The organism is Paraprevotella xylaniphila YIT 11841 (assembly GCF_900683745.1).
Classification (GTDB): Bacteria; Bacteroidota; Bacteroidia; order Bacteroidales; family Bacteroidaceae; genus Paraprevotella; species Paraprevotella xylaniphila.
Genome location: NZ_LR215980.1, coordinates 2,317,157 through 2,336,605, shown reverse-complemented (window position 1 = coordinate 2,336,605; position 19,449 = coordinate 2,317,157). Strand labels below are relative to the sequence as shown.

The window sequence follows — 19,449 nt, the reverse complement described above, 5'->3', positions numbered from 1 at the left end:
GACATGAAGACATGCCGATGCTTGTCATTATGGTATTGGCGTTTTAAAGGTGGTTTAAAGTAAAAACGTAAATACACCTTGGTGTTTATGCAGGTTGGGATAAGAACGGGAAGTACAGTTATGTAAAATCGTCACTCGAGCAACCTTTTGCTCAAGTATCTTACGGGGTACCATAATGCACCATAGCTGACCAACAATACGGTAAAGAATACGATGACGACATCCCACAGGTGGATACTGACGGGGTAGGCATCCACGACGAAACTGCCGGAGGAGTTGCCTAAGGTACGTGGGTTTTAATTTTATATCGAACTCACGTCAATATAACTTTTCATTTGTCCGAATATCAATTAAAGCTAATTGCCTATATTTATAGACACATAAATAGAAATTACGAATTAACTTGTTATAGGCTATGAAATTTTCCATTTGTTCCATTTTGGCCTTTATGACTTTTTGCATATCAACTTTGCCGTGTTTGGCATGTAATTTCACCAAGTCCAGTTGTTGTTGAACCAGTGCCAATGTTTGGTCGTACAGATTAATTCCGTAAAGTATTCTATTCATATCTAATAGGTCTTTCTCATATTCTATTTTTGCGTTTTCTATTTTATGTTTGATGTCTTCCTTTAACTTCATTAGTTCTACTTCGGCTATTTTCTTTCTATTTTTATATATGTTGCCATCAAACAACGGGACATCTACTGACAATGAAGCTATCATGCTGGAAGCTTTTTCGTCTAAGATGTCTGAAAATGCCTCAAATTGAGAGTTGTATCCAGAACCCAAAGATAAGGTCAGTATGGGGCCACGTTCTTGTTTTAGCTTTTTTAATTCTATAGAGTGGTTCATTATCTCCAACTTATTTGGGAACTTAAAATTGTATTCTATGGCCGCATTAATAACGTTTTGCATTTTGTAATTTAAACTGCATGCCTGTATCGTTTTATCATCAAAGTAAACTATTGGGGTCAAATCGCCATGTAGTCCTATACACAGTTGAAAAAGTCTTCTGGCTTCTTTTAAATCCAAGTCGTTTATATTATTCTTGGATTTGATAAACTCAATCTCGGCTTCCAATAAGTCTTCTTTAGAGATTCGTTTGAATTTATATAGACTTACGGCTTGTTCATAAATGAAACGAGAAAGTTCTAATTGTTCTTGGGATAAATCATATTCCCTTTGTGCTATCAATAGATTGAAAAAGGCATTTACTATTTTGTACTTTGCAGCCTCTATTCCTTGATAATACCTTACACGCTCAGTACTTTTACTTATTTCATTTTTCTTTTTTTCCCATTTGTACAAATTCGGCCCTAAAAGATTTTGCGAATAGGAAATATTACCCAAATTGAAATAATATGAATGGTCTTTATATCCGACATTAAAATTGTCCAACCTGTTTAAATTGGAGGAAAAAGTCAATGTCCCTCCTGTAAATGGCAACAATTGTTGTATCTGTAGTCCAACTCCTGTCGTTGCATACCGTCTGCTTACATAGGCATCCTTTCCATCCGGTTGAGTAACTATTGAGATCATTTTCCGATAATCTGGCAAAGACGCATTTAAGCGTATTTGAGGTAATAAGTTAGCATCAAAAATCTTATAATATAACTCATGGTACTTTGAGTCATACTGTAACTGTTTATATTCAGTAGTCGTTTCTATATACCGCAAGGCATCTTCTAATGAAAACCTCACTTGTCCATAGATGTTTATGGAAAAACAGTATATACATCCTAATAAACTATAAATATTTTTCAGCATATTGTTTTTTATAATTTGCAAACTTTATTTTTATTCTTCTCCAATTTGCATATACAGCAACAAATCCTTCTTCATTTATTCTGTCATATAGCAAAAGTTCTTTTAAATTACCATGGGAAGGGAAATGCTCCACACGAGGAAAAGGTAAATGCAAAAGTTTTGATAGGTGTATTTCTTTATTTAACAGGTTATGATAAGCACCTATTAAAAAGAGGTCTTCACACGAACCATAATTAACAATGTTTCTTGTATCTGGAGAAACGATTTCAAAGTAATAAGTCAAGTCTTTATCTAATGAGCTAAATGCATGTGCATACTTTCGATATAAAATAGAAGTTCCCAAAATGGCTTGTTTGGATATGAACGAGTTTCTCGTGGCAATAAATGGGAATCCATCTTTCCAATATAATAATCCTAATACACCGTCCTTTTTTTCATATAATTCAAAAACCTCTTTTCCATTCGGGATAAATTCTTTGTATAATTGATGAAGTTCAAAGAATTTTTTCATGGGTCGGTATAAGATATTTCCTTGTAAATCGGCGATAAGCCCCCTGCTCCATAAGGTTACTTCATTCCAAAATTCGTATTGTTTGCATAAAGGTGTATAATCATATATACACAGTTTATGGTCTTCATAGTGGTGTTCTTTCCTTATTATACCTTTGAAACATAGCCATTCCATAAACTTTTGAGGTATTCGTTTTGGATTCAAGTGCATTAATACAGATTGTTGTGTTATTTGCAAGTTCTGTTCAGCCTCATTGTATGGCAAGAATCCGGCCCACGAGATTTCATCTGTATCAATGGGGCAAGTATCCGCTTTTTCTTCCAATCTTGTCACAAAGTAAATTATCCGCCTTTGGAAAGTTTCATTGTTCTGGCTTATTAAATACGGTTCAGGAATAATTTTGTCCATGGTCATTTTTATTCCGGTTTCTTCATAGGTCTCCCGGATGGCTGTGGTTAAAAGCCCTTCTCCTGTTTTCATGCCTCCTTTCGGTATAGACAGATGCATGCCATTTTGATCTTTTCTTTGCCGTACCAATAGAATCTTCTCTTCGTACAGTATAACCAATCCAACAGAAATCAACATAGTTTTACCACAATTTTTCTTTCAAATACCTGTCTTCCCAATTCCATACAATGGTTTCATATATATGGGGTTTTGACATTCTGTCATTAATGTCGAAATAGTTTATGTTTATTACCTTCGCATTTTCAAAGGATATGTCTTTTTTTAGATTGAATAAATTAATAATGTACTCCTTTTCTTGTCGAAGCCAATAATCAAATCCCATAAGTTTATAATAAGAAGGGACTTGGCCTTTTATAGAAATGAGTTCTGAATCTCCATTCTTTAATGCATGCCATATATCCATTGTAGATATACGTAAGGGAACCTTCTTTAATATGCGTTGAAGTTCAAGAGATTTTCTGTAAAAAGCCTTGTCTCTATTGAAGTGGAAATCCAGTAACTTATGTGCTTCCTGATACCATGGGAACTTTAACTTCATCATGGTGCCATTTTCGAAATAAATCACAAAGCCTTCTTGGTTAGGCAGGTTCAAGGCTGCTAACTCGTCAAAATTAGTGATATGCCCATATAAATCCGTATAATCTTTGCATGTAGGAAATCCTATATCCGGAAGTTCGAGTATTTTATTATGGTTTTTATCAATCATTCCTATTAGAACCAAGTCACGTTTATTCCCATAGTCAATCAATACTTTTGTTTCCGGATATATGGCTTCAAAAATATAGGTATACCTTTTATCTAAGCGGCCGAATAGATGACTGTATTTCTCATATAGAATCTTGGTTGCTTCCAGTGCTTTTATATTCGTAAAGGATCTTTGTGTGGCTAAATACGGTTTTTCACCCATCCAATAAAGGGTTACCATAGTTCCGTCCACTTTCTCTAAAATGCGTCGTTTGCCTTTCGGGATCTCCATTGTTTTGTCTTCGCTTAGCAGCACTGCGTTTTGGCTCAGATACTGGCGATAAGTCCAAAACTTAGGAAAAGGATGTTCCACAACATCCCCTTTTCCATTTACAATTAAGCCACGGCAATGGATACTGATATCGTCCCAAATCATGGGCTTCTCGTTTCCATTGTCTTTATAATATCCAAATAGATATAAATCAGCATCAGGGTGTTTCTCGCAACATACATTGGTTTTTTCTGTATATTGTCGTAATAAGTTTAAATCAAAATTCATCTATCATAAATTTTATGGTGTATATAATATAGGCTTTATAATATGCAGGAATATCGTAGCTGTTTAGCAATAGCTCCGTATAACTTATAAAAATAGAGTCCTTGTTTTTAATACCGATGCCTTGTTCTTTTATTTTCTTACACAATAAAAAGAGTTTTTCTTGATAAAGGTCAAAACCTATTTGTTCTTTCATGTCCCAGGCTTTCAGCATCTCCGTATAATTCGAATATAAACTTTTCATATTCTGTTTTGAAAGATTATTGTGTTCTCTTTCTATTTTTCCGATTATGGCGTGCCATTGTAATACGTTCAATGCATAAGAACATACATCCGAAGCATGTTCATGCAGTAAATGTTCATAAAGCTGATTGTTGACTTTATAGAAGGCATCTATATCCTGATAAAAAAACTTAGCAGTTAAGATATAGATAACAATTAGATGTGTTATAAGGCTTTCAATTTCATCCTTTTCAATGTTGGTTTCTGATATGGCCGGGTATTGGATGGTGGAAAGAGCCGATGTTGTTATTTCCCATATTTCTTTTCCAAAATGTTCTATGCTGTTATGTTCTCTTACGTAAGGTATATGGATGGATTGCAGTTGGTACTCAGGAGAATGATTGTATAGGAACATTTGTAATTTTTCCACTAACTTGCCTATATTCTGTTCTTTTATAAAAAAGAAAGATACATTTATATTCTTCTGTCTGCCATCAGTATCGTATTGGAACAATAAATTACAGTTTGATAGAGTGTCTTTTATTTCATTTGCCAAGGGGTAAAATATGTTGGAATAAAAACTCTTCGTATCTGATACATTGCAGAATCTGACACAAAACTCATTTTCCCGTTCTTTTTGGAATATGGACGACATGGCTTTCTCTATTTGGTTTAAACTTAAATTGTTTTCCAATCCATAAATAGGCTTGTCCATAACTTCCACTCCCAATAAAAGTTCCCGGGCCATTCCCAATTTATCTACAATACATATAGTTTTCGTGAAAATAGCTGCATAGATAGCATCTTTTTTAAGAAGCAAATACAAGCAAAATGTCAGATCCAATGAATATACGATGTAATGTCTGTCATTAATTTTATACTCTCTGAGCGATCTTTTCCCATTACCTGTATTTTGGATTGATATTAATTCTATATGGCCATTTTTCATTTTCTGTTTTAAAAACAGTATCGAGGAATAATAGGTGAAATTGCATTCGCAATCTCTTATTATATCCTGTATATGACAAAATATAGTATCCATAATTTTAAATTTAAAAGTGCAAAGGGTATTCTGGATTTATTTTTTCCGATGGATTTTGTGTTTTATCTGTTGATGGGATTGTTGTATCTGGCCCGTTATCTGTCAATAGTGTTGATATTTTATAAAATAAACTGGTTATCAATCGCTTCTCTTCCGTTACAATTTCAGCCGTACCATACATCGTTTCAGCAAAGGACAGTTCTTTTTCCTGTTCGCTTACTATTCCATTGGGTAATTTTATATAGACCAGATAATTTTTTTCCACGGAATTAAGGGATATGTCCGAGACAACTCCGTTTAAGACTCCATATTCCTGATATGGATATAAATCGACTTTGATATTGACTTTTTCACCGACTCTGACATCCCCGGCACCATTGGCAGGAAGCATAGCGATTCCATAATAAGTATTTTTCTCATAAATGAAATTGAATGCCATTTCGCCTGTACTTATATACATTCCATCAGAAATGATATTAGCATATTCAAGAATTCCATCGTGGGGAGCCTTGAATACATATAGGTTTTCCCAATTTTCTATTTCTGCTATCAATTTGTGGTAAGCCTCTCCTAAGGCCAGACGTATTTCAGTGACAGCAATTTCTTTTTCGTCTTTTAGCTTTAATTTTTTTATTTCATTTTCTTGGATAGACAGTTTTGCTTCATTTATATTATGGTAACTTGATATGACTTTACCCTTGATGTTCAGGAAGTCTAAATAAGCTTTATCCAAATCGTCTTTAAGCACGGCTTCACGTTGGAATAAAGCCGAATCTGTTGTAAAAACAGCTTTACGTATGGATTGTTCCTCTTTATAAATACCTAATAGTTCAAGATTATTGTTTATCACCATTCGGCCATGGGTTATATTATGTTCTATCAAGGCTTTTTCATGATGAAAGTTATTCGTGTTTCCCATTATAATCTTGTATTGAACATAAGCTTTTAGTAAAGCATAAAAGGAGTTTTCCATTGTACCCAAGTGGAAGGAAGATTCCACTAATGTGTCTATCTCTAAATCTGTATTCCAGATATTTACATGTTGGAGCCAATCTTTTATTTTCTGCACATGCTTGTAATTGGCAGGATTTTCCACCAATGCCACATACTCACCCTTGTGGCATCTTTTGGGTAATCCTTTTGCCAACATTACGATTTTTCCATCCACTTGTGCTTTTAATACCGTAGGTGGGCGTGTAGATGTCACACGCACTTCTGCTTGCACTATATTAGGTACTTTGATTATGAAACTTAATAGGATAATTAGTAACACAAAAGAGAACAGGCCATATACAATCGAAGATGTGTAGCTCTCCGGTTCGCGGTTTGCCACTTCATAAAAATCTTCCGTATGTTTTATATACTTATCCATATTTCATGCCGTAATCAATTGCCGGTTGAATAATCTAAAATATTCTCCTTTTTTCTTCATTAGAAATTCGTGGTTCCCTATTTCAATGATTTGCCCGTCCTTCATTACCAGAATTTGGTCTGCTTCTTTCACAGAAGACAGCCGATGGGCTGCAATTACAATCGTCGGATGTTCCAATCGGTTTTTGATTGATTCTATGATATTCATTTCATTGTTGGGGTCTAAAGAGCTTGTTAATTCATCAAGGAAAAGATATTGAGGACGGCCATATATGGCTCTCGCAAATAAAATCCTTTGTTTTTGTCCTTCACTCACTCCGCCTCCGGTTTCATTGATGCGGGTTTGATAAGCCAAAGGCATTTTTTCTATCTCATCCTTAATGTTAGCCGTATTTACGGCATCAAACAAACGCTCTTTGTCAAGTTCCCTTCCCAATAATATATTATTTAATATGGTGTCATTCAGCAAAGTGCTGTCCTGCGTCAGTATACCGCATTGTGTGCGCCATTCTTCTAAAGAGATAGATGGCAGATGCATTTGTCCTAAAGAAAGATAACCGGACGTGGGTATATACAATTCTCCCAATAGTTTGATAAGAGTGGATTTGCCACAGCCGCTTTCTCCTACTAATGCGGTAATCTTGTGTTTGGGAAACAAGCATGAGACATTCTTTAGTACATAATTGTCATTGATATTATACTTAAAATATACATTGTTCAAACATAAGTTTTGGTCGTAGTCCGTCATGTTTGTATTTTCTTCCTTGTGTATGGGTTCTTCGGGAGTAATGGAGCTGATTTCATTTATGCGCATATAGCTAAGGTTTGACAGTTGTATGGACATGATGAAATTTATCAGGCTTTCCATTGGGACTTGCATTTGTCCCAATATATATTGTACGGCAATCAGCATTCCAATAGTCATTTCCCCCTCCATTACCGCAAGCGAGGCCACATATATTAATGTGAGGGCTTTAAATGACATTAATAATATAGAACCTGTATTTTGGATTTGGTCTACATTCAATAATTTGATCCGTGTTTTAAACAATTTAGTCTGTACTTTTTCCCATTGCCAACGTTTGGCCATTCCATAGTTGTAGCTTTTGATATCTGCAATCTTAGATAACATTTCTACCCAATGGCTTTGATTCTTGGCCAGATAAGAAAAATACCGGATATCCATCTTTTTCCGAATGGACCAGAAAAACAAAACCCATACCACATAGAGCAAACTTGCTACTACAAAAATCCAAAATATAGTTTTGTTGTAAAAGAACAGGATGCTGCCGAATAGGAATAGTTGGAAAATGCCCAAAACAAAGTCAAAAACCCCTCCCATCAGGACACCCTCCAAACGGTCATAATCGTAATTGCGTTGCATAATATCCCCCATCAGTCTTGTCTCGAAGAAAGACACTGGCAGGCTAAATAATCTGGAGATGAAATCAGATTGCATTCCCAACTTGATGCGGGCTGCAAAGTGGGTATTGATAAGTTGTTTCATCCAATTTCCTAAAGCATTGCCTATTGTCAATACCAAACTGGATACAAGCATCAGCGTGATGAAATTAAAATTTTTGGCAGGGATGCCGATGTCTATGATGGATTGCGTGATAATCGGGAACAAAGCACTGATAAAAGTAATGACAAACATCAGCATGATAACTTTCAGTACGCTTTTTTTATAGGGTTTCACGTAAGTCCATAAATATTTTGCCATATCCAGATAGCCGGATTGCTTTTTCGGATGGTTGGTTTGGTTGAATCGGTCTGTAAGTTCCGTCGCAATACAAATCCCCCTTTTATAATTTTTTCCGGGTACAGGTTCCAAATGTCCCAGCCAACCTTGTGCAAATTCCTTTAGGGTATATTTTACCAATCCTGTTTGTGGGTCTGAAACATAGATATATTTTGATGTGATTTTATAAACCACGACAAAGTGATGTCCTTTCCAATGCACGGTGCAAGGTAGGGGCATTTCATTTCTGAATTTCCAATATGACATGCTGAAAGCCTGACTTCTCAAGCCGAGTTTTTCAGCGGCTACCACATAATCATAGACCGAAATACCTTCTTTTCTTATTCCTGTTAATTCACGTAAAAACTCCAACTCATAGAAACTTCCGTAATATTTGCATATCATTTGCAGGCATGCCGGACCGCAATCTTTGGATTCTAATTGACGGGTATGAGGAAAGTTCTTATGGAAAAACATGGGTTCTTTATTTGTCAGATTTCGGTGATAGCAAAAGAAAAGTATATTGAATCAAGATCATATTCTCTTGGTCTTTTAAAGATACTCTGCTTCAAAAAAAGGCTTATTGCATACACATCTTTTGCCGAGAGTAAAACTAATATATTCTTAGATGATACTATTCTAACGCTTGTTACCATTCCTATGCTATCTATTTTTACACTTATATAGAAAATAGTATGTTTATTTTGGGCTTCATTCCTTAATCGAATTATGTTGTCATCGGTTATATATTGTGAGATATTCTGCTTAATTTGTCTGATTTTGGTTATAACCAGACTATCTTGTAGATATTTCTCTTCCTTATATTTTTCTACGGATAAGTTACTACCTTAGTGTCTTTTTCAAGAGTTTCCCATTCGGCAACATATGTACACGCATCATTTTTTGTTGATAGTTCTTCCCATACTATGGTTTTATCCGTTGTATTTTTCCTGTTTTATTAAACGGTTCTTTATTCTTTTCTAATCCTTTTTGTATAATAAACATGGCTTTTTCGAGTGGCATTCGTTGTTTTTGGTATATAATTTCTGTTTGTATCCCTTTGTATTTCAAGGGTACAGAATCAAGTAAAGCCGGACAAATTTCTTTTCCTTCTTTATTGATCACTCCCCAATGTCCTCCGGTTATCATGTGATACTCCCCGGATTTGTCTATAGGTACATTATGTCCCCCGGTGTTAAAGAAGGCATGTCCGTTTTTAAATGGAGTAACAAAATCAAAACGTGGTGGAATGACTATATGTCCGGTTGTATCAGCAAATCCCATCTTGTTGTTATTTCCAATCATTCTAAAAACACCCTCAGAGAGGTGGTCCGGACCATTATCGTACTGGAAAACTTTAAATAGCTCTGTCCCTGAAGGAGAAATGGCTACAATATCTTTTTCCTTAGGTTTGCTGATAAAGCCTAATGTGCGATATGGAATGTGGCACATGTATTTTCCATAAGGGATTATTGTATCTCCCAAATTGTTTTCGTAACCATAGGTGTCATCATATTCACGATATATTAAGTGAAGTTCCGATACCTCTTGCGCTGCAATGTTAGATAAGAAACTAAGCATAAGATAATTTGTGAATATATGTTTTTTATCCATTCTCAATTCTTTAACCACATTAAAACGTCTTTTCTCCGAAGGAGGATGGGAAAATAAATATAATCTAGTCCGAAGGCAGAGGGCTTTTTGAATAAATTCTTATTAGTTATGCTTGTCGTGATATTATAGATGTCTTCGCAAGTTAATAGCTGAATAATGGTAGGAGGAATATCGAATATCATAGTTGGGGTGTTGCCATTTTTATTTACGCCTATATAGATCTTCAATAGCACCATTTTTTGTTCAAGACTTACTATTTTTTGCATTTTTTCTTGCCCTAAGCAATTATATATAGTGCGTTCAATTGTTTTAATTCCATCTATATTATATTTGCAACGTAGAAACTCTTGTTTATAAAGATCTTCAGTGTCTCTGGTTAGTTTGTTGGTATCTTTTAAAATAACTTCATATCCATTCATGTAGGCTTTTGTATGATTGTAGCTGCCTTGTTCCCATACAATTGTTTTATTGTGACATGTATCTGTTTTTAGGATGATATTGGAACCATCCCTTTTTAACCATTTCAGTGCATTTTGTGTTCTTAAAGAAATAAATAGTGATATGTAATCAATATGAAAGTCTGTAGGACGTTTAAACGAGACTTGTTCAACAAGATTTTTCGTAATCATATAAATATCCTTGGCAGAAAGATAAGAGTTCTTTTTCAAGGAAAGTTGTATTCTCGCCATATCTATTTGACCGGACTTATTTATATTGATAAAGACCGTTAGTGGATCTGTGCCAATAGATGTGGTAAGTATTTGTTTTAAGCTCTCTTTAGGTAGACTTTCATAGATTATTTGTTCGCATCTTTTTAAGGCATATTGAACCTCTTTTGTTTCAATATAGCGATTCCTGAATCCAGTTTCTAAATCGTTTTTTGGATTCTTCATGTTTTTGTTGTTACCATATCTTTCTACATAAGCAATTATTCTGTTGTCGCTATGGAATTCCCGGAACACAGCTTTGTGTTGAAAGGAATCAATTTCCGTTTTTATTTCATTCTTTTTCTTTGATTCATCTCCATCACAATGAAATGGCCATATAGATAAGGCTAAAAGGAAGAATGTTTTATATGTGATAGTATAGTTCATATAACTATTCTTTTCTTGTTACCGTATTCAGCCACTTTTCTATCTCACGTTTTCGAATAACATAGGATAAGTGGGCTGATTTTAATTCATAACTTAATGGTTTTTTAAATGAAATTTTATCTCTGAAAATACAAGTCATTTCATAAATGTCTTTTGAGCTTAAGAACTTTGACGTCTTTTCGTCTAAGATAAACTTTACTGCATTTACCCGACCATGCTTGTCCACATCTAAGGAGATAGAAAGGACTATATTGATTCCAGAAGATGTTTTATTTATCTCCATCATTTTTTTCATTCCAATATACGAGAATATTAATATATTTGAATGTGATATTTTATTGGTTACGCATGAATCTCTTAAATATCTTGTTAATGCAAGATCCTTCAATTCTGATTCACCCTCTTTGTGTAAAAGCGAGGGAATATTCCACTCTTTTACATAAGCCTTGATTCTTTTATTGCTTGTGACTTCCCATACGATATGTTTGTCATGAACTTTTTCTATTTTCAAACGTTTGTTGTCATGTGATGATGCTCCGTAACAAGGTATTCCATTATAGTAAAACAGAATGGATAGAAAGATTGAAATTATAACAATTCGTATCATATTATATATTATTTATATGAAATTCCAAATAAGTCAAAGAAAATGTTCCATTGATAATTATATCCTCCTTCATATTGCCCTTCATATTTTTCTTCATATTGATATCTTTCTTGGAAAGAATCAAAGTAGTTATTTATCGTATTCTCCCATTTTGTATAATCAACTACTCCATTGTCATTGACAATTCCATTCAGTTCTTCTTCCCAACCATCACGTTCGTCGTTAGTTACAGTTGTAGTCCAAAAAAATAAGCCCGTACCTTCTTTTTGATCAACAACTCTCAAAAGGTCTCTCATTAAGTTTTCTTGAAATTCATTCATTGCATGATCTTCGTGATTTAGTAGTCCTAAGTTGCTTTGAACGGCATGAACCAACTCCCCTCTCAAATAATCCTTATCAGCCATTCTTAAAGTAATCACTCCATTAGCAAACTGTCCCGGTTTGGGAGTTCCATCACTTTTGACCAAATTGACATCTATTTGAATTTTGATGTTGTTATCCTTAATGAATTTTTGAAGACTGTCCGGAAGTTTTTCTATCAATGCAGGAAGTTTGGCTTCTTCTTCGGATTGATTTAAAGTGTTTTCTCTTGCATCGTCATCCCTGTCATCTTCAAATCCGTCATCCAAACTTTCGTCCATATCCCAATCATTTTCCTGATGCCAATCCTCGTAATCAGTATCAGGGACTGGATCTGTAATTTCTGGCCTTACTTCTATTTCAGAAAATTCCCATCCGTTATAAGTGGGTTCTTCTTCAAGACCGTATCCGTCTCCTCCCAACAACTTACGGGCACTTAATTCACTAATTGCAGGAATGGACAATTTTAATATTTCCAATTTCTTTTCCATGGTGTAGAGTTTATGGTCGTTAATAGTTGATTTTATCTATCACTTTGCAAACGTAAATAAAATCTCATTGGCCTCAAAATAAAAATAAGGAAAAAATATGAGATGTGTTGTAAAACATGTTTTGCTTTTCTATTGGCTATCGTTATCTAACAGCCTTGATATATTATAAGTTATTCCGAATTTCTCATGAGGTTTTAATAGTAAAACTCCTAATGAGTGAATGAATAAATAGTAATACAAGGAGATTCCTTCTGTTGGAAAGGATTGGAAATCGGAGCTTTTTTCTTTGCTTTTATTTAAAACCTTTTTAATGTTTATACATGTGTCTTTTAATATATTGTCTAATTCAGGATAAAGGACCTCTTTTTGTCCCACAAGCGGTAATAATTCTTCTTTCTGTTCATTGTATTTTTTATCCATGCAGGTCAAAAGTTTGCGTTTGCGTGCCAAAAGTTGGCGAGTGTTATACATGCCGTTGGTGTCTAACACTTCGGGCATTAAACGACTCAGGGTATCTGCCCAAAACGTCCTCATCTCCTTTTTAGGCACAACATCGTGGAGATAATAATATGCAAAACGGTAGGCCAACAACAACCGATAGCTTCCGGTTTCTTTTCCCCAATGCTTCATGGTTAGGCTGGATAACGTGGACATCACGTTTGCCAATTCATCGTATAGCAGTTGGCCGCCCAAATACAGCCCTTCGTAAAAGCAGCTTGGGTAGGGGTATGAAATTCCATGTCCAAAAGAAGTGAAATCCAAGTCCTCCGTCGTGGTTTCCAATATCCGTAATGCTTCTGGGATATTATTCTCGGGGGAATGGAATGAAATATATATGCCTTGTTCCATGGATTGTCCTTGTCCTACATAAAATACGGTGGGCATGAAATTGGAGGTCTTTTTTACTATTATACGGATATTGCACATGGTTCTTTCGTCTGACGGCAAGGCTTCGGGCAAAAAAGCGAGTAAATGACGGGAGGATGTCGGAGTGGACAAGGCATATCCGTTCGTGTGGTTTTTCAGCAGGCCGCCGAAAGGACGAAGCAAAGCTTCCAAACTGGCAGAAAAAGCGCGGCCATCTCCGTCATTTAAATACTTGCCTAACGCATGGTATAACACTTCCGTTTCTTTGGGGTATGCAGGCAGGAGTTTATCCAAGTGTTTGCCTGAATATGATTTCCTTCCGCATATAAGACGGGCGGTCATCACGACGGCTTCCGAGGCTGTGCATAAATTCGATTTTGGATCTTTGTCGTTATGCAAAACATCCAATGATGATGTCACAGATGCACGAAGAGCCAGAATGTCACGGTCTTTTAAAGTCCACGGCTTACTCGAAAGAACATAACGTTTGAGCTGTTCTAATCTTCCGCTTTCATCGTATAGAATAACACCTTTCTCGAATAATGATAGAAAAACAAAATGAGCCGTCATATAATCCTTGTATACTAATTCATGGATTTTGTTGCAGGGAAAAACAATGAATTGGTATACGCATCCATCAAAAGTCAGACTTTCCGTTGTTTGCCGGTTTGAAAGTTCGGAAAGCAACACTACATCAATGTCTGAGTCAGCCCGTGTTTCTCCTACGGCATGACTCCCCGTAAGCATAATCCCTTTTATTATGGAACGGGGATAGAAGCGGTATGTGACCGCTATAATCCTTTCTGTGAAAAGAGAATTGAGCCTTTTCATAGGGCGGAATCAGTCGAGCAGCCTTTTGCTCAAGTATCTTACGGGGTACCATAATGCACCATAGCTGACCAACAATACGGTAAAGAATACGATGACGACATCCCACAGGTGGATACTGACGGGGTAGGCATCTACGACGAAACTGCCGGAGGAGTTGCCTAAAGTGATAAGTCCGTAGGTTTGCTGCAGGTAACAGAGACCCAGTCCGGCAAGGATGCCGATTAAAGCCCCGAAGCCGGATATCATGCGTCCTTCAAACAGGAAGATACGGATAATCTGGTTGTCTTTGGCTCCTAAGTTGCGCAGGGTACGCACGTCTTCTTTCTTGTCTATAATCAGCATGGAGATGGAACCGATGATGTTGAAGCTAGCTACTAAAAGGATAAACGTAAGAAACAGGTAGGCGATGAGCTTTTCCACTTCCATGATGCGGAACACGTCTTCCTGTTGTTCGTAGCGGTCTTTTACCGTAAATCCGTTACCTAATATTTTTTGGATGTCGGCTTGTGCCTGGTGGATGTCCACACCATCCTGAAGTTGCAATTCTATGGCGGAAACACGTCCCTGTTGCCCGAACAAATCCCGGGCAAAACGAAGGGAGGTAAGAATGTAACCGGCATCGTATTTGGCCTGTTTCACGGCAAAAACCACGCCGGGTGAGTATAATTCGCTTTGTGTGAAGCTTTCCGTCGGATTGGACAGGTTGACCCGTTCGCCCTTTTGGGGGGCGTAAACCTTTAAGGGAGTGTCGAAACTGGCTCCCAGTCCTAATTGCGCAGCCAGTTGTATGCCCAATACGCCGAATTCCAGTACATCGGCATGTAAAGTGAACGTACCGTCTCCGTAAAGCAGTTTGTTCAGGTCTGCCATTTGGGCGAAGTTGTCGTCTACACCTTTGATGGTGACCATGGCTTGGTGTTCACCGCAAATGACAAGTGCATGGTCTTCCAACGTTTCCGTGTAGATTTTGATTCCCGGATAGGTCTTCAGGGCCGTGAGTCTCGGGTCGTCTGCGGCCATGGTCTTCCCTTGGGATGGCGTGACCTTCAGCTGTGGGTCGATGGCTGTGAAAAATGAGGCGACAAGGTCTTGGAACCCGTTGAATACGGACATCGTACAGACCAATGCCATGGTGGCCAGGGCTACACCGCATACCGAAATCGCAGAAATGATGTTGATGGCATGGTGCGATTTCTTGGAAAACAGGTATCGTCGTGCGATGTAGAACGGGAAGTTCATTCTTTCAGCAGCTTGTCGATGTTTTCGATATAGTCCAAGGAGTCGTCTACGAAGAATTTCAATTCGGGGATGATACGTAACTGATGGCGTACGCGTGTCCCCAGTTCGTAACGGATGGCTTTCATGTTGCCATTGATGTTCTTTATGATTTCTTCGCTTTGTTGGCTTGGAAATATGCTCAGGTACACGCGGCAGATGCTGAGGTCCGGACTGATGCGGCAGGCACTTACCGAAACCAATACTCCTTTCATCGCCTTGGTTTGCAACATGAATATTTCGCTGAGTTCCTTTTGTATCAGCCGGGAGATTTTGTTTTGTCTGGTTGTTTCCATATTTTTTATTTTATTTTTTGCGGATGAGGGTCAACCCGTCACGTAAAGGCAGGATGACTTTCTCCACACGTGGGTCTGTGGCTATACGGTCGTTAAAGGCGGTGATTCCCCTTGTCTGTGCGTCCTTATGGGGGGGAGGTTCTAATACGTGGCCGTCCCACAAGGTGTTGTCGGCCAAGATATACCCTCCCGGTTCGAGGCGTGGGAGAATCATTTCGTAGTAGTCCGTGTAGCGTCGCTTGTCACCGTCTACGAAAGCCATGTCGAACGTGAGTCCCATTTCCGGAACCCGTTCCAAGGCATCGCCGATGATGAACTCTATTTGTGAGGCGTATGGGGAGTTCTCAATCCATGGTCGGGTGAAATCCTCCTGTTCGTCATTGATTTCAAAGGTGTACAAGCGGCCGTCCGGTTCAAGGCCTTCTGCCATGCAGAGGGCTGAATAGCCACTGTAAGTCCCGATTTCCAGAATACGCTGCGGACGTATCATGCGGACCAACATTTTGAGCAAACGTCCTTGCAAATGTCCGGAAGCCATGCGGGGACGCAGCAGTTTTACATGCGTGTCCCGATACAAGGCTTTCAGATATTCGCTTTCCTCGTCGATATGTCCGAGGATATATTGGTCCAACCGGTCCGTTTCCTGCATATTCGGTAGATATTAGAGATAGCGTGTCCGATTGGGCAGTACGTACTCCATGGCGTGTTCCAATACGTCGCCTACTACGTTGATTTCAAGGAAAGAGGTCTTCGTGCCTTGCTTTCCGCCGCTCAGGTATGCCACCATTTCGTTTTCGGAGAGCACGCCGTCTTTGAGCAGCTTCTGAAGGGCGGCGAAGTAATATGCTTGCCCGTTGGCCTTTTCCGGCATAAAGATGGCTTCCACTCCGTAGGACAGTGCGAGATGGCGCATGGTCTTTTCCTTGTAGCAGACGGCCAATACCGGATATTTGCCGCGGTAGGCTGCCAAAGACCGTGCGGTTAGTCCGCTGAAACTATCGGTAATGATGGCACGGATGGGCATCAAGTTCGTGGCACGTACAGCCGACTTGGCCAAGAATGAAGTTACGTCTGCCTTTTCCGGCGTGAGCGGTATTTGTATGTCGTTTTCCTCCAGTTTGTCTTTTTCAGCTTGTGCTGCAATAGTGGCCATCGTGCGTACGGCCTCTACCGGATATTTGCCGTAAGCCGTTTCGCCGCTCAACATCAAGGCATCTGTACGGTAGTAGATGGCATTGGCGATGTCCGTTACTTCTGCCCGTGTCGGACGTGGGTTGTTGATCATCGTATGGAGCATTTGTGTGGCTACGATAACCGGCTTTTTGGCCAGGATACACTTCTTAATCAAGATACGCTGTATGCCTGGGATGCGTTCCTGAGGTACTTCGATGCCCAAATCTCCCCGGGCAACCATGATGCCGTCTGCCTCTTCCAGAATTTCATCGATGTTATCCACGCCTTCCTGATTCTCGATTTTTGCGATAATTTTGATGTCGCTGCCGTATGCGTTCAGAATTTCGCGGATGTCCAAAACGTCCTGCTTGTTGCGGACGAAAGAATGGGCGATGAAATCTATGTCTTTTTCGATGGCATAAAGGATGTTGTTACGGTCTTTTTCTGTGAGGGATGGCAGATTGATGCGTACACCCGGCACGTTCACGCTTTTGCGACTGGCCAGTGTCGCATCGTTGCATACTTCGCAATACAAAGCTTCTTCATCCTTATCCGTTACTTTCAGTTCAAGGTCTCCATCGTCTATCAATATCTTGGCACCTACGGATAAGTCGTTTACGAAGTGCGGATAAGTGACATAAATGCATCCGCGCACGGTTTCCTTGTCCGGGTTTCCTATGATTTTAACTTTGTCGCCGGTCTTATATTCAGTAGTTTCTTCTGCATTCTTCGTAGTTCTCACTTCCGGCCCTTTGGTATCCATTAATATGCCGATGCGGTTGGATACCTCACGAACGTTGGAAATCAGTTTCTCGAAACCTTCCCGGCTAGCGTGGGCTGTATTCATGCGTACCACGTTCATACCGGCATTGAAAAGGTCGCGAATAAAATCCACATCGCAGCGCAAGTCTGATATGGAAGCGACGATCTTCGTCTTTTTCAACATCATAATCTTTATACCTTTTAAAATTTAATACCTATACTTTTTTATTGTGCCTTTCCTGCGCGTAGCAGTGCTTCGACCGCCAGTCTGTAAGAGTCAAGGCCAAAACCGCAAATAACACCTAAGCAAGCACATGAAATCATGGATATGTGGCGGAACTCTTCCCGTTTGTGCACATTGCTGATGTGCACTTCGACAACCGGGGCGGAAATAGCCCTGATGGCATCTTGCAGGGCAATGGACGTATGCGTGTAGGCACCGGCATTCAGGATGATGCCTGTGTCTTCAAATCCAACTTCGTGGATTTTATCGATCATCTTCCCCTCGATGTTGCTTTGATAGTAATCAATGGTCAAATCGGGATAGGCCATGCGCAGCTTCTCTAAATAGCTTTCAAAGGATTCTGCGCCGTATATGCTAGGTTCTCGTTTACCCAACAAGTTGATATTTGGCCCGTTTATGATTTGTATTCTCATCTTTTTCTATAATTTTGTAGAAAACGTGCCGCAAAAATACAAAAAAAGAATGGAATACAGCGAAAAAACGTCTTATAATAGAGGTGGGGATGTCTCGAAAGTGCTGCTACGAAGATATTACCAGTATTTGAAGTTGGAAAGAGGGCTTTCAGAAAATACGTTGGATGCTTATACCGAAGATTTAAGGAAGCTTTTGGACTTTTTTTCAGATGAGGAACTGGATTTCAGGGCTGTCTCTCTGGATGATTTGCATCAGTTTATGGCAGAATTGGCAGACGTGGGAATCAGCCCCCGTTCTATGGCGCGTATCTTGTCCGGAATCCGTTCATTCTACCGTTTCCTGTATGTGGAGAAAGAAATCGAGCAGGATCCGACGGAACTGCTTGAATCTCCGAAAATAGGGCGACGTTTACCGGAGGTCCTGACCGTGGCAGAAATAGATGCTATGATCGAGGGCATTGATTTGAGTCAACCGGAGGGACAACGGAACCGTGCCATTCTGGAGATGCTTTACAGTTGTGGCTTGCGGGTAAGTGAGTTATGCGGGCTTCGGATTTCCGATTTGTTTTTGGAAGAGGGCTTCATCAGGGTGAAGGGCAAAGGGGAGAAGGAACGTTTGGTTCCCATTTCCGGCCGTGCCGTACACGAATTGGAGAATTGGTTCCTTTGCAGGAATCTTATCCGTATCAAGCCTGGACATGAGGATTTTGTGTTTTTGAGTTTGAGGAGGGGGACTGCCTTGTCGCGGATTACTATTTTTTATTGGGTCAAAGAACTGGCAGTTGCAGCCGGAATCCAGAAGACGATAAGTCCCCATACTTTCCGCCATTCTTTTGCTACCCATTTGTTGGAGGGGGGCGCGAACTTGAGGGTCATACAGGCTATGTTGGGGCATGAGAGCATTTCCACGACAGAAATTTATACCCATATCGACAGAAGCCGTTTGCGGCGGGAAATCATGGAACATCATCCGCGGAATATTCGTGACGATTCTTCAAAATAAAGGCGGAAGTGGGTTGAATATGGTATAATACGCATTTTTTTTGCAATATTTTAAAGT

Annotated in this window: 17 protein-coding genes and 1 pseudogene; 1 reads left to right on the top strand and 17 read right to left on the bottom strand. The window is 38.8% G+C overall.

The window, feature by feature from the left end; all coding sequences use genetic code 11:
- Positions 1-131 precede the first annotated feature (131 nt).
- The 17 genes and pseudogenes from E0E47_RS17620 to aroQ all read right to left on the bottom strand — a co-directional run.
- Positions 132-287 (bottom strand): annotated as a pseudogene (locus tag E0E47_RS17620) (ABC transporter permease); the annotation flags it as partial.
- Positions 288-318: 31 nt separating this feature from the next.
- The gene (locus E0E47_RS10120) at positions 319-1,767 is read right to left on the bottom strand and encodes a TolC family protein (RefSeq protein WP_130893582.1); all 1,449 of its coding nucleotides are present in this window, start codon (positions 1,765-1,767) and stop codon (positions 319-321) included.
- Positions 1,748-2,863, bottom strand: coding sequence for an NUDIX domain-containing protein (locus E0E47_RS10115; RefSeq protein WP_130893581.1), 1,116 nt, complete (start codon positions 2,861-2,863; stop codon positions 1,748-1,750). The genes E0E47_RS10120 and E0E47_RS10115 overlap by 20 nt, the downstream gene beginning before the upstream one ends.
- Before the next feature lie 4 nt (positions 2,864-2,867).
- Positions 2,868-3,989 carry an RNA ligase gene (locus E0E47_RS10110; protein WP_130893580.1) on the bottom strand — a complete coding sequence of 374 codons (1,122 nt, stop codon included), beginning with the start codon at positions 3,987-3,989 and terminating at the stop codon, positions 2,868-2,870.
- The gene (locus E0E47_RS10105; RefSeq protein ID WP_130893579.1) at positions 3,979-5,157 is read right to left on the bottom strand and encodes a hypothetical protein; all 1,179 of its coding nucleotides are present in this window, start codon (positions 5,155-5,157) and stop codon (positions 3,979-3,981) included. The genes E0E47_RS10110 and E0E47_RS10105 overlap by 11 nt, the downstream gene beginning before the upstream one ends.
- 103 nt (positions 5,158-5,260) lie before the next feature.
- Positions 5,261-6,622 (bottom strand): HlyD family secretion protein, encoded by a 1,362-nt coding sequence (locus E0E47_RS10100; RefSeq protein WP_130893578.1) that lies wholly within the window; start codon positions 6,620-6,622, stop codon positions 5,261-5,263.
- A gap of 3 nt (positions 6,623-6,625) precedes the next feature.
- Entirely contained in the window at positions 6,626-8,839 is a 2,214-nt protein-coding gene (locus E0E47_RS10095; RefSeq protein WP_130893577.1) for a peptidase domain-containing ABC transporter, read from the bottom strand.
- 447 nt (positions 8,840-9,286) lie between these two features.
- Positions 9,287-9,976 carry a WG repeat-containing protein gene (locus E0E47_RS17615; RefSeq protein WP_232038399.1) on the bottom strand — a complete coding sequence of 230 codons (690 nt, stop codon included), beginning with the start codon at positions 9,974-9,976 and terminating at the stop codon, positions 9,287-9,289.
- Positions 9,977-9,978: 2 nt separating this feature from the next.
- Positions 9,979-11,070 carry a hypothetical protein gene (locus E0E47_RS10085; protein WP_130893576.1) on the bottom strand — a complete coding sequence of 364 codons (1,092 nt, stop codon included), beginning with the start codon at positions 11,068-11,070 and terminating at the stop codon, positions 9,979-9,981.
- A 4-nt stretch (positions 11,071-11,074) separates the two neighbouring features.
- Positions 11,075-11,677, bottom strand: coding sequence for a hypothetical protein (locus E0E47_RS10080; RefSeq protein ID WP_130893575.1), 603 nt, complete (start codon positions 11,675-11,677; stop codon positions 11,075-11,077).
- Between the two features lie 8 nt (positions 11,678-11,685).
- Positions 11,686-12,528, bottom strand: a complete 843-nt coding sequence (locus E0E47_RS10075) for a hypothetical protein (protein WP_130893574.1) — start codon at positions 12,526-12,528, stop codon at positions 11,686-11,688.
- 129 nt (positions 12,529-12,657) lie between these two features.
- Entirely contained in the window at positions 12,658-13,965 is a 1,308-nt protein-coding gene (locus E0E47_RS17610) for a hypothetical protein (protein ID WP_232038398.1), read from the bottom strand.
- A gap of 270 nt (positions 13,966-14,235) precedes the next feature.
- Entirely contained in the window at positions 14,236-15,465 is a 1,230-nt protein-coding gene (locus E0E47_RS10065; RefSeq protein WP_130893573.1) for an FtsX-like permease family protein, read from the bottom strand.
- Positions 15,462-15,797 (bottom strand): 30S ribosome-binding factor RbfA, encoded by a 336-nt coding sequence (gene rbfA / locus E0E47_RS10060; protein ID WP_130893572.1) that lies wholly within the window; start codon positions 15,795-15,797, stop codon positions 15,462-15,464. Before rbfA ends, E0E47_RS10065 begins: the two co-directional genes overlap by 4 nt.
- Positions 15,798-15,807: 10 nt before the next feature.
- The gene (locus tag E0E47_RS10055) at positions 15,808-16,446 is read right to left on the bottom strand and encodes an O-methyltransferase (protein WP_130893571.1); all 639 of its coding nucleotides are present in this window, start codon (positions 16,444-16,446) and stop codon (positions 15,808-15,810) included.
- A 12-nt stretch (positions 16,447-16,458) separates the two neighbouring features.
- On the bottom strand, positions 16,459-17,919 hold the full coding sequence (pyk, locus tag E0E47_RS10050; RefSeq protein WP_008628293.1) for a pyruvate kinase: 1,461 nt from the start codon (positions 17,917-17,919) through the stop codon (positions 16,459-16,461).
- Positions 17,920-17,957: 38 nt separating this feature from the next.
- Positions 17,958-18,389 (bottom strand): type II 3-dehydroquinate dehydratase, encoded by a 432-nt coding sequence (aroQ, locus tag E0E47_RS10045; protein WP_008628288.1) that lies wholly within the window; start codon positions 18,387-18,389, stop codon positions 17,958-17,960.
- A 49-nt stretch (positions 18,390-18,438) separates the two neighbouring features.
- Here aroQ and xerD point away from each other — a divergent pair, with 49 nt between their 5' ends.
- The gene (gene xerD, locus E0E47_RS10040; RefSeq protein WP_008628286.1) at positions 18,439-19,392 is read left to right on the top strand and encodes a site-specific tyrosine recombinase XerD; all 954 of its coding nucleotides are present in this window, start codon (positions 18,439-18,441) and stop codon (positions 19,390-19,392) included.
- The last annotated feature ends 57 nt before the right edge of the window (positions 19,393-19,449 follow it).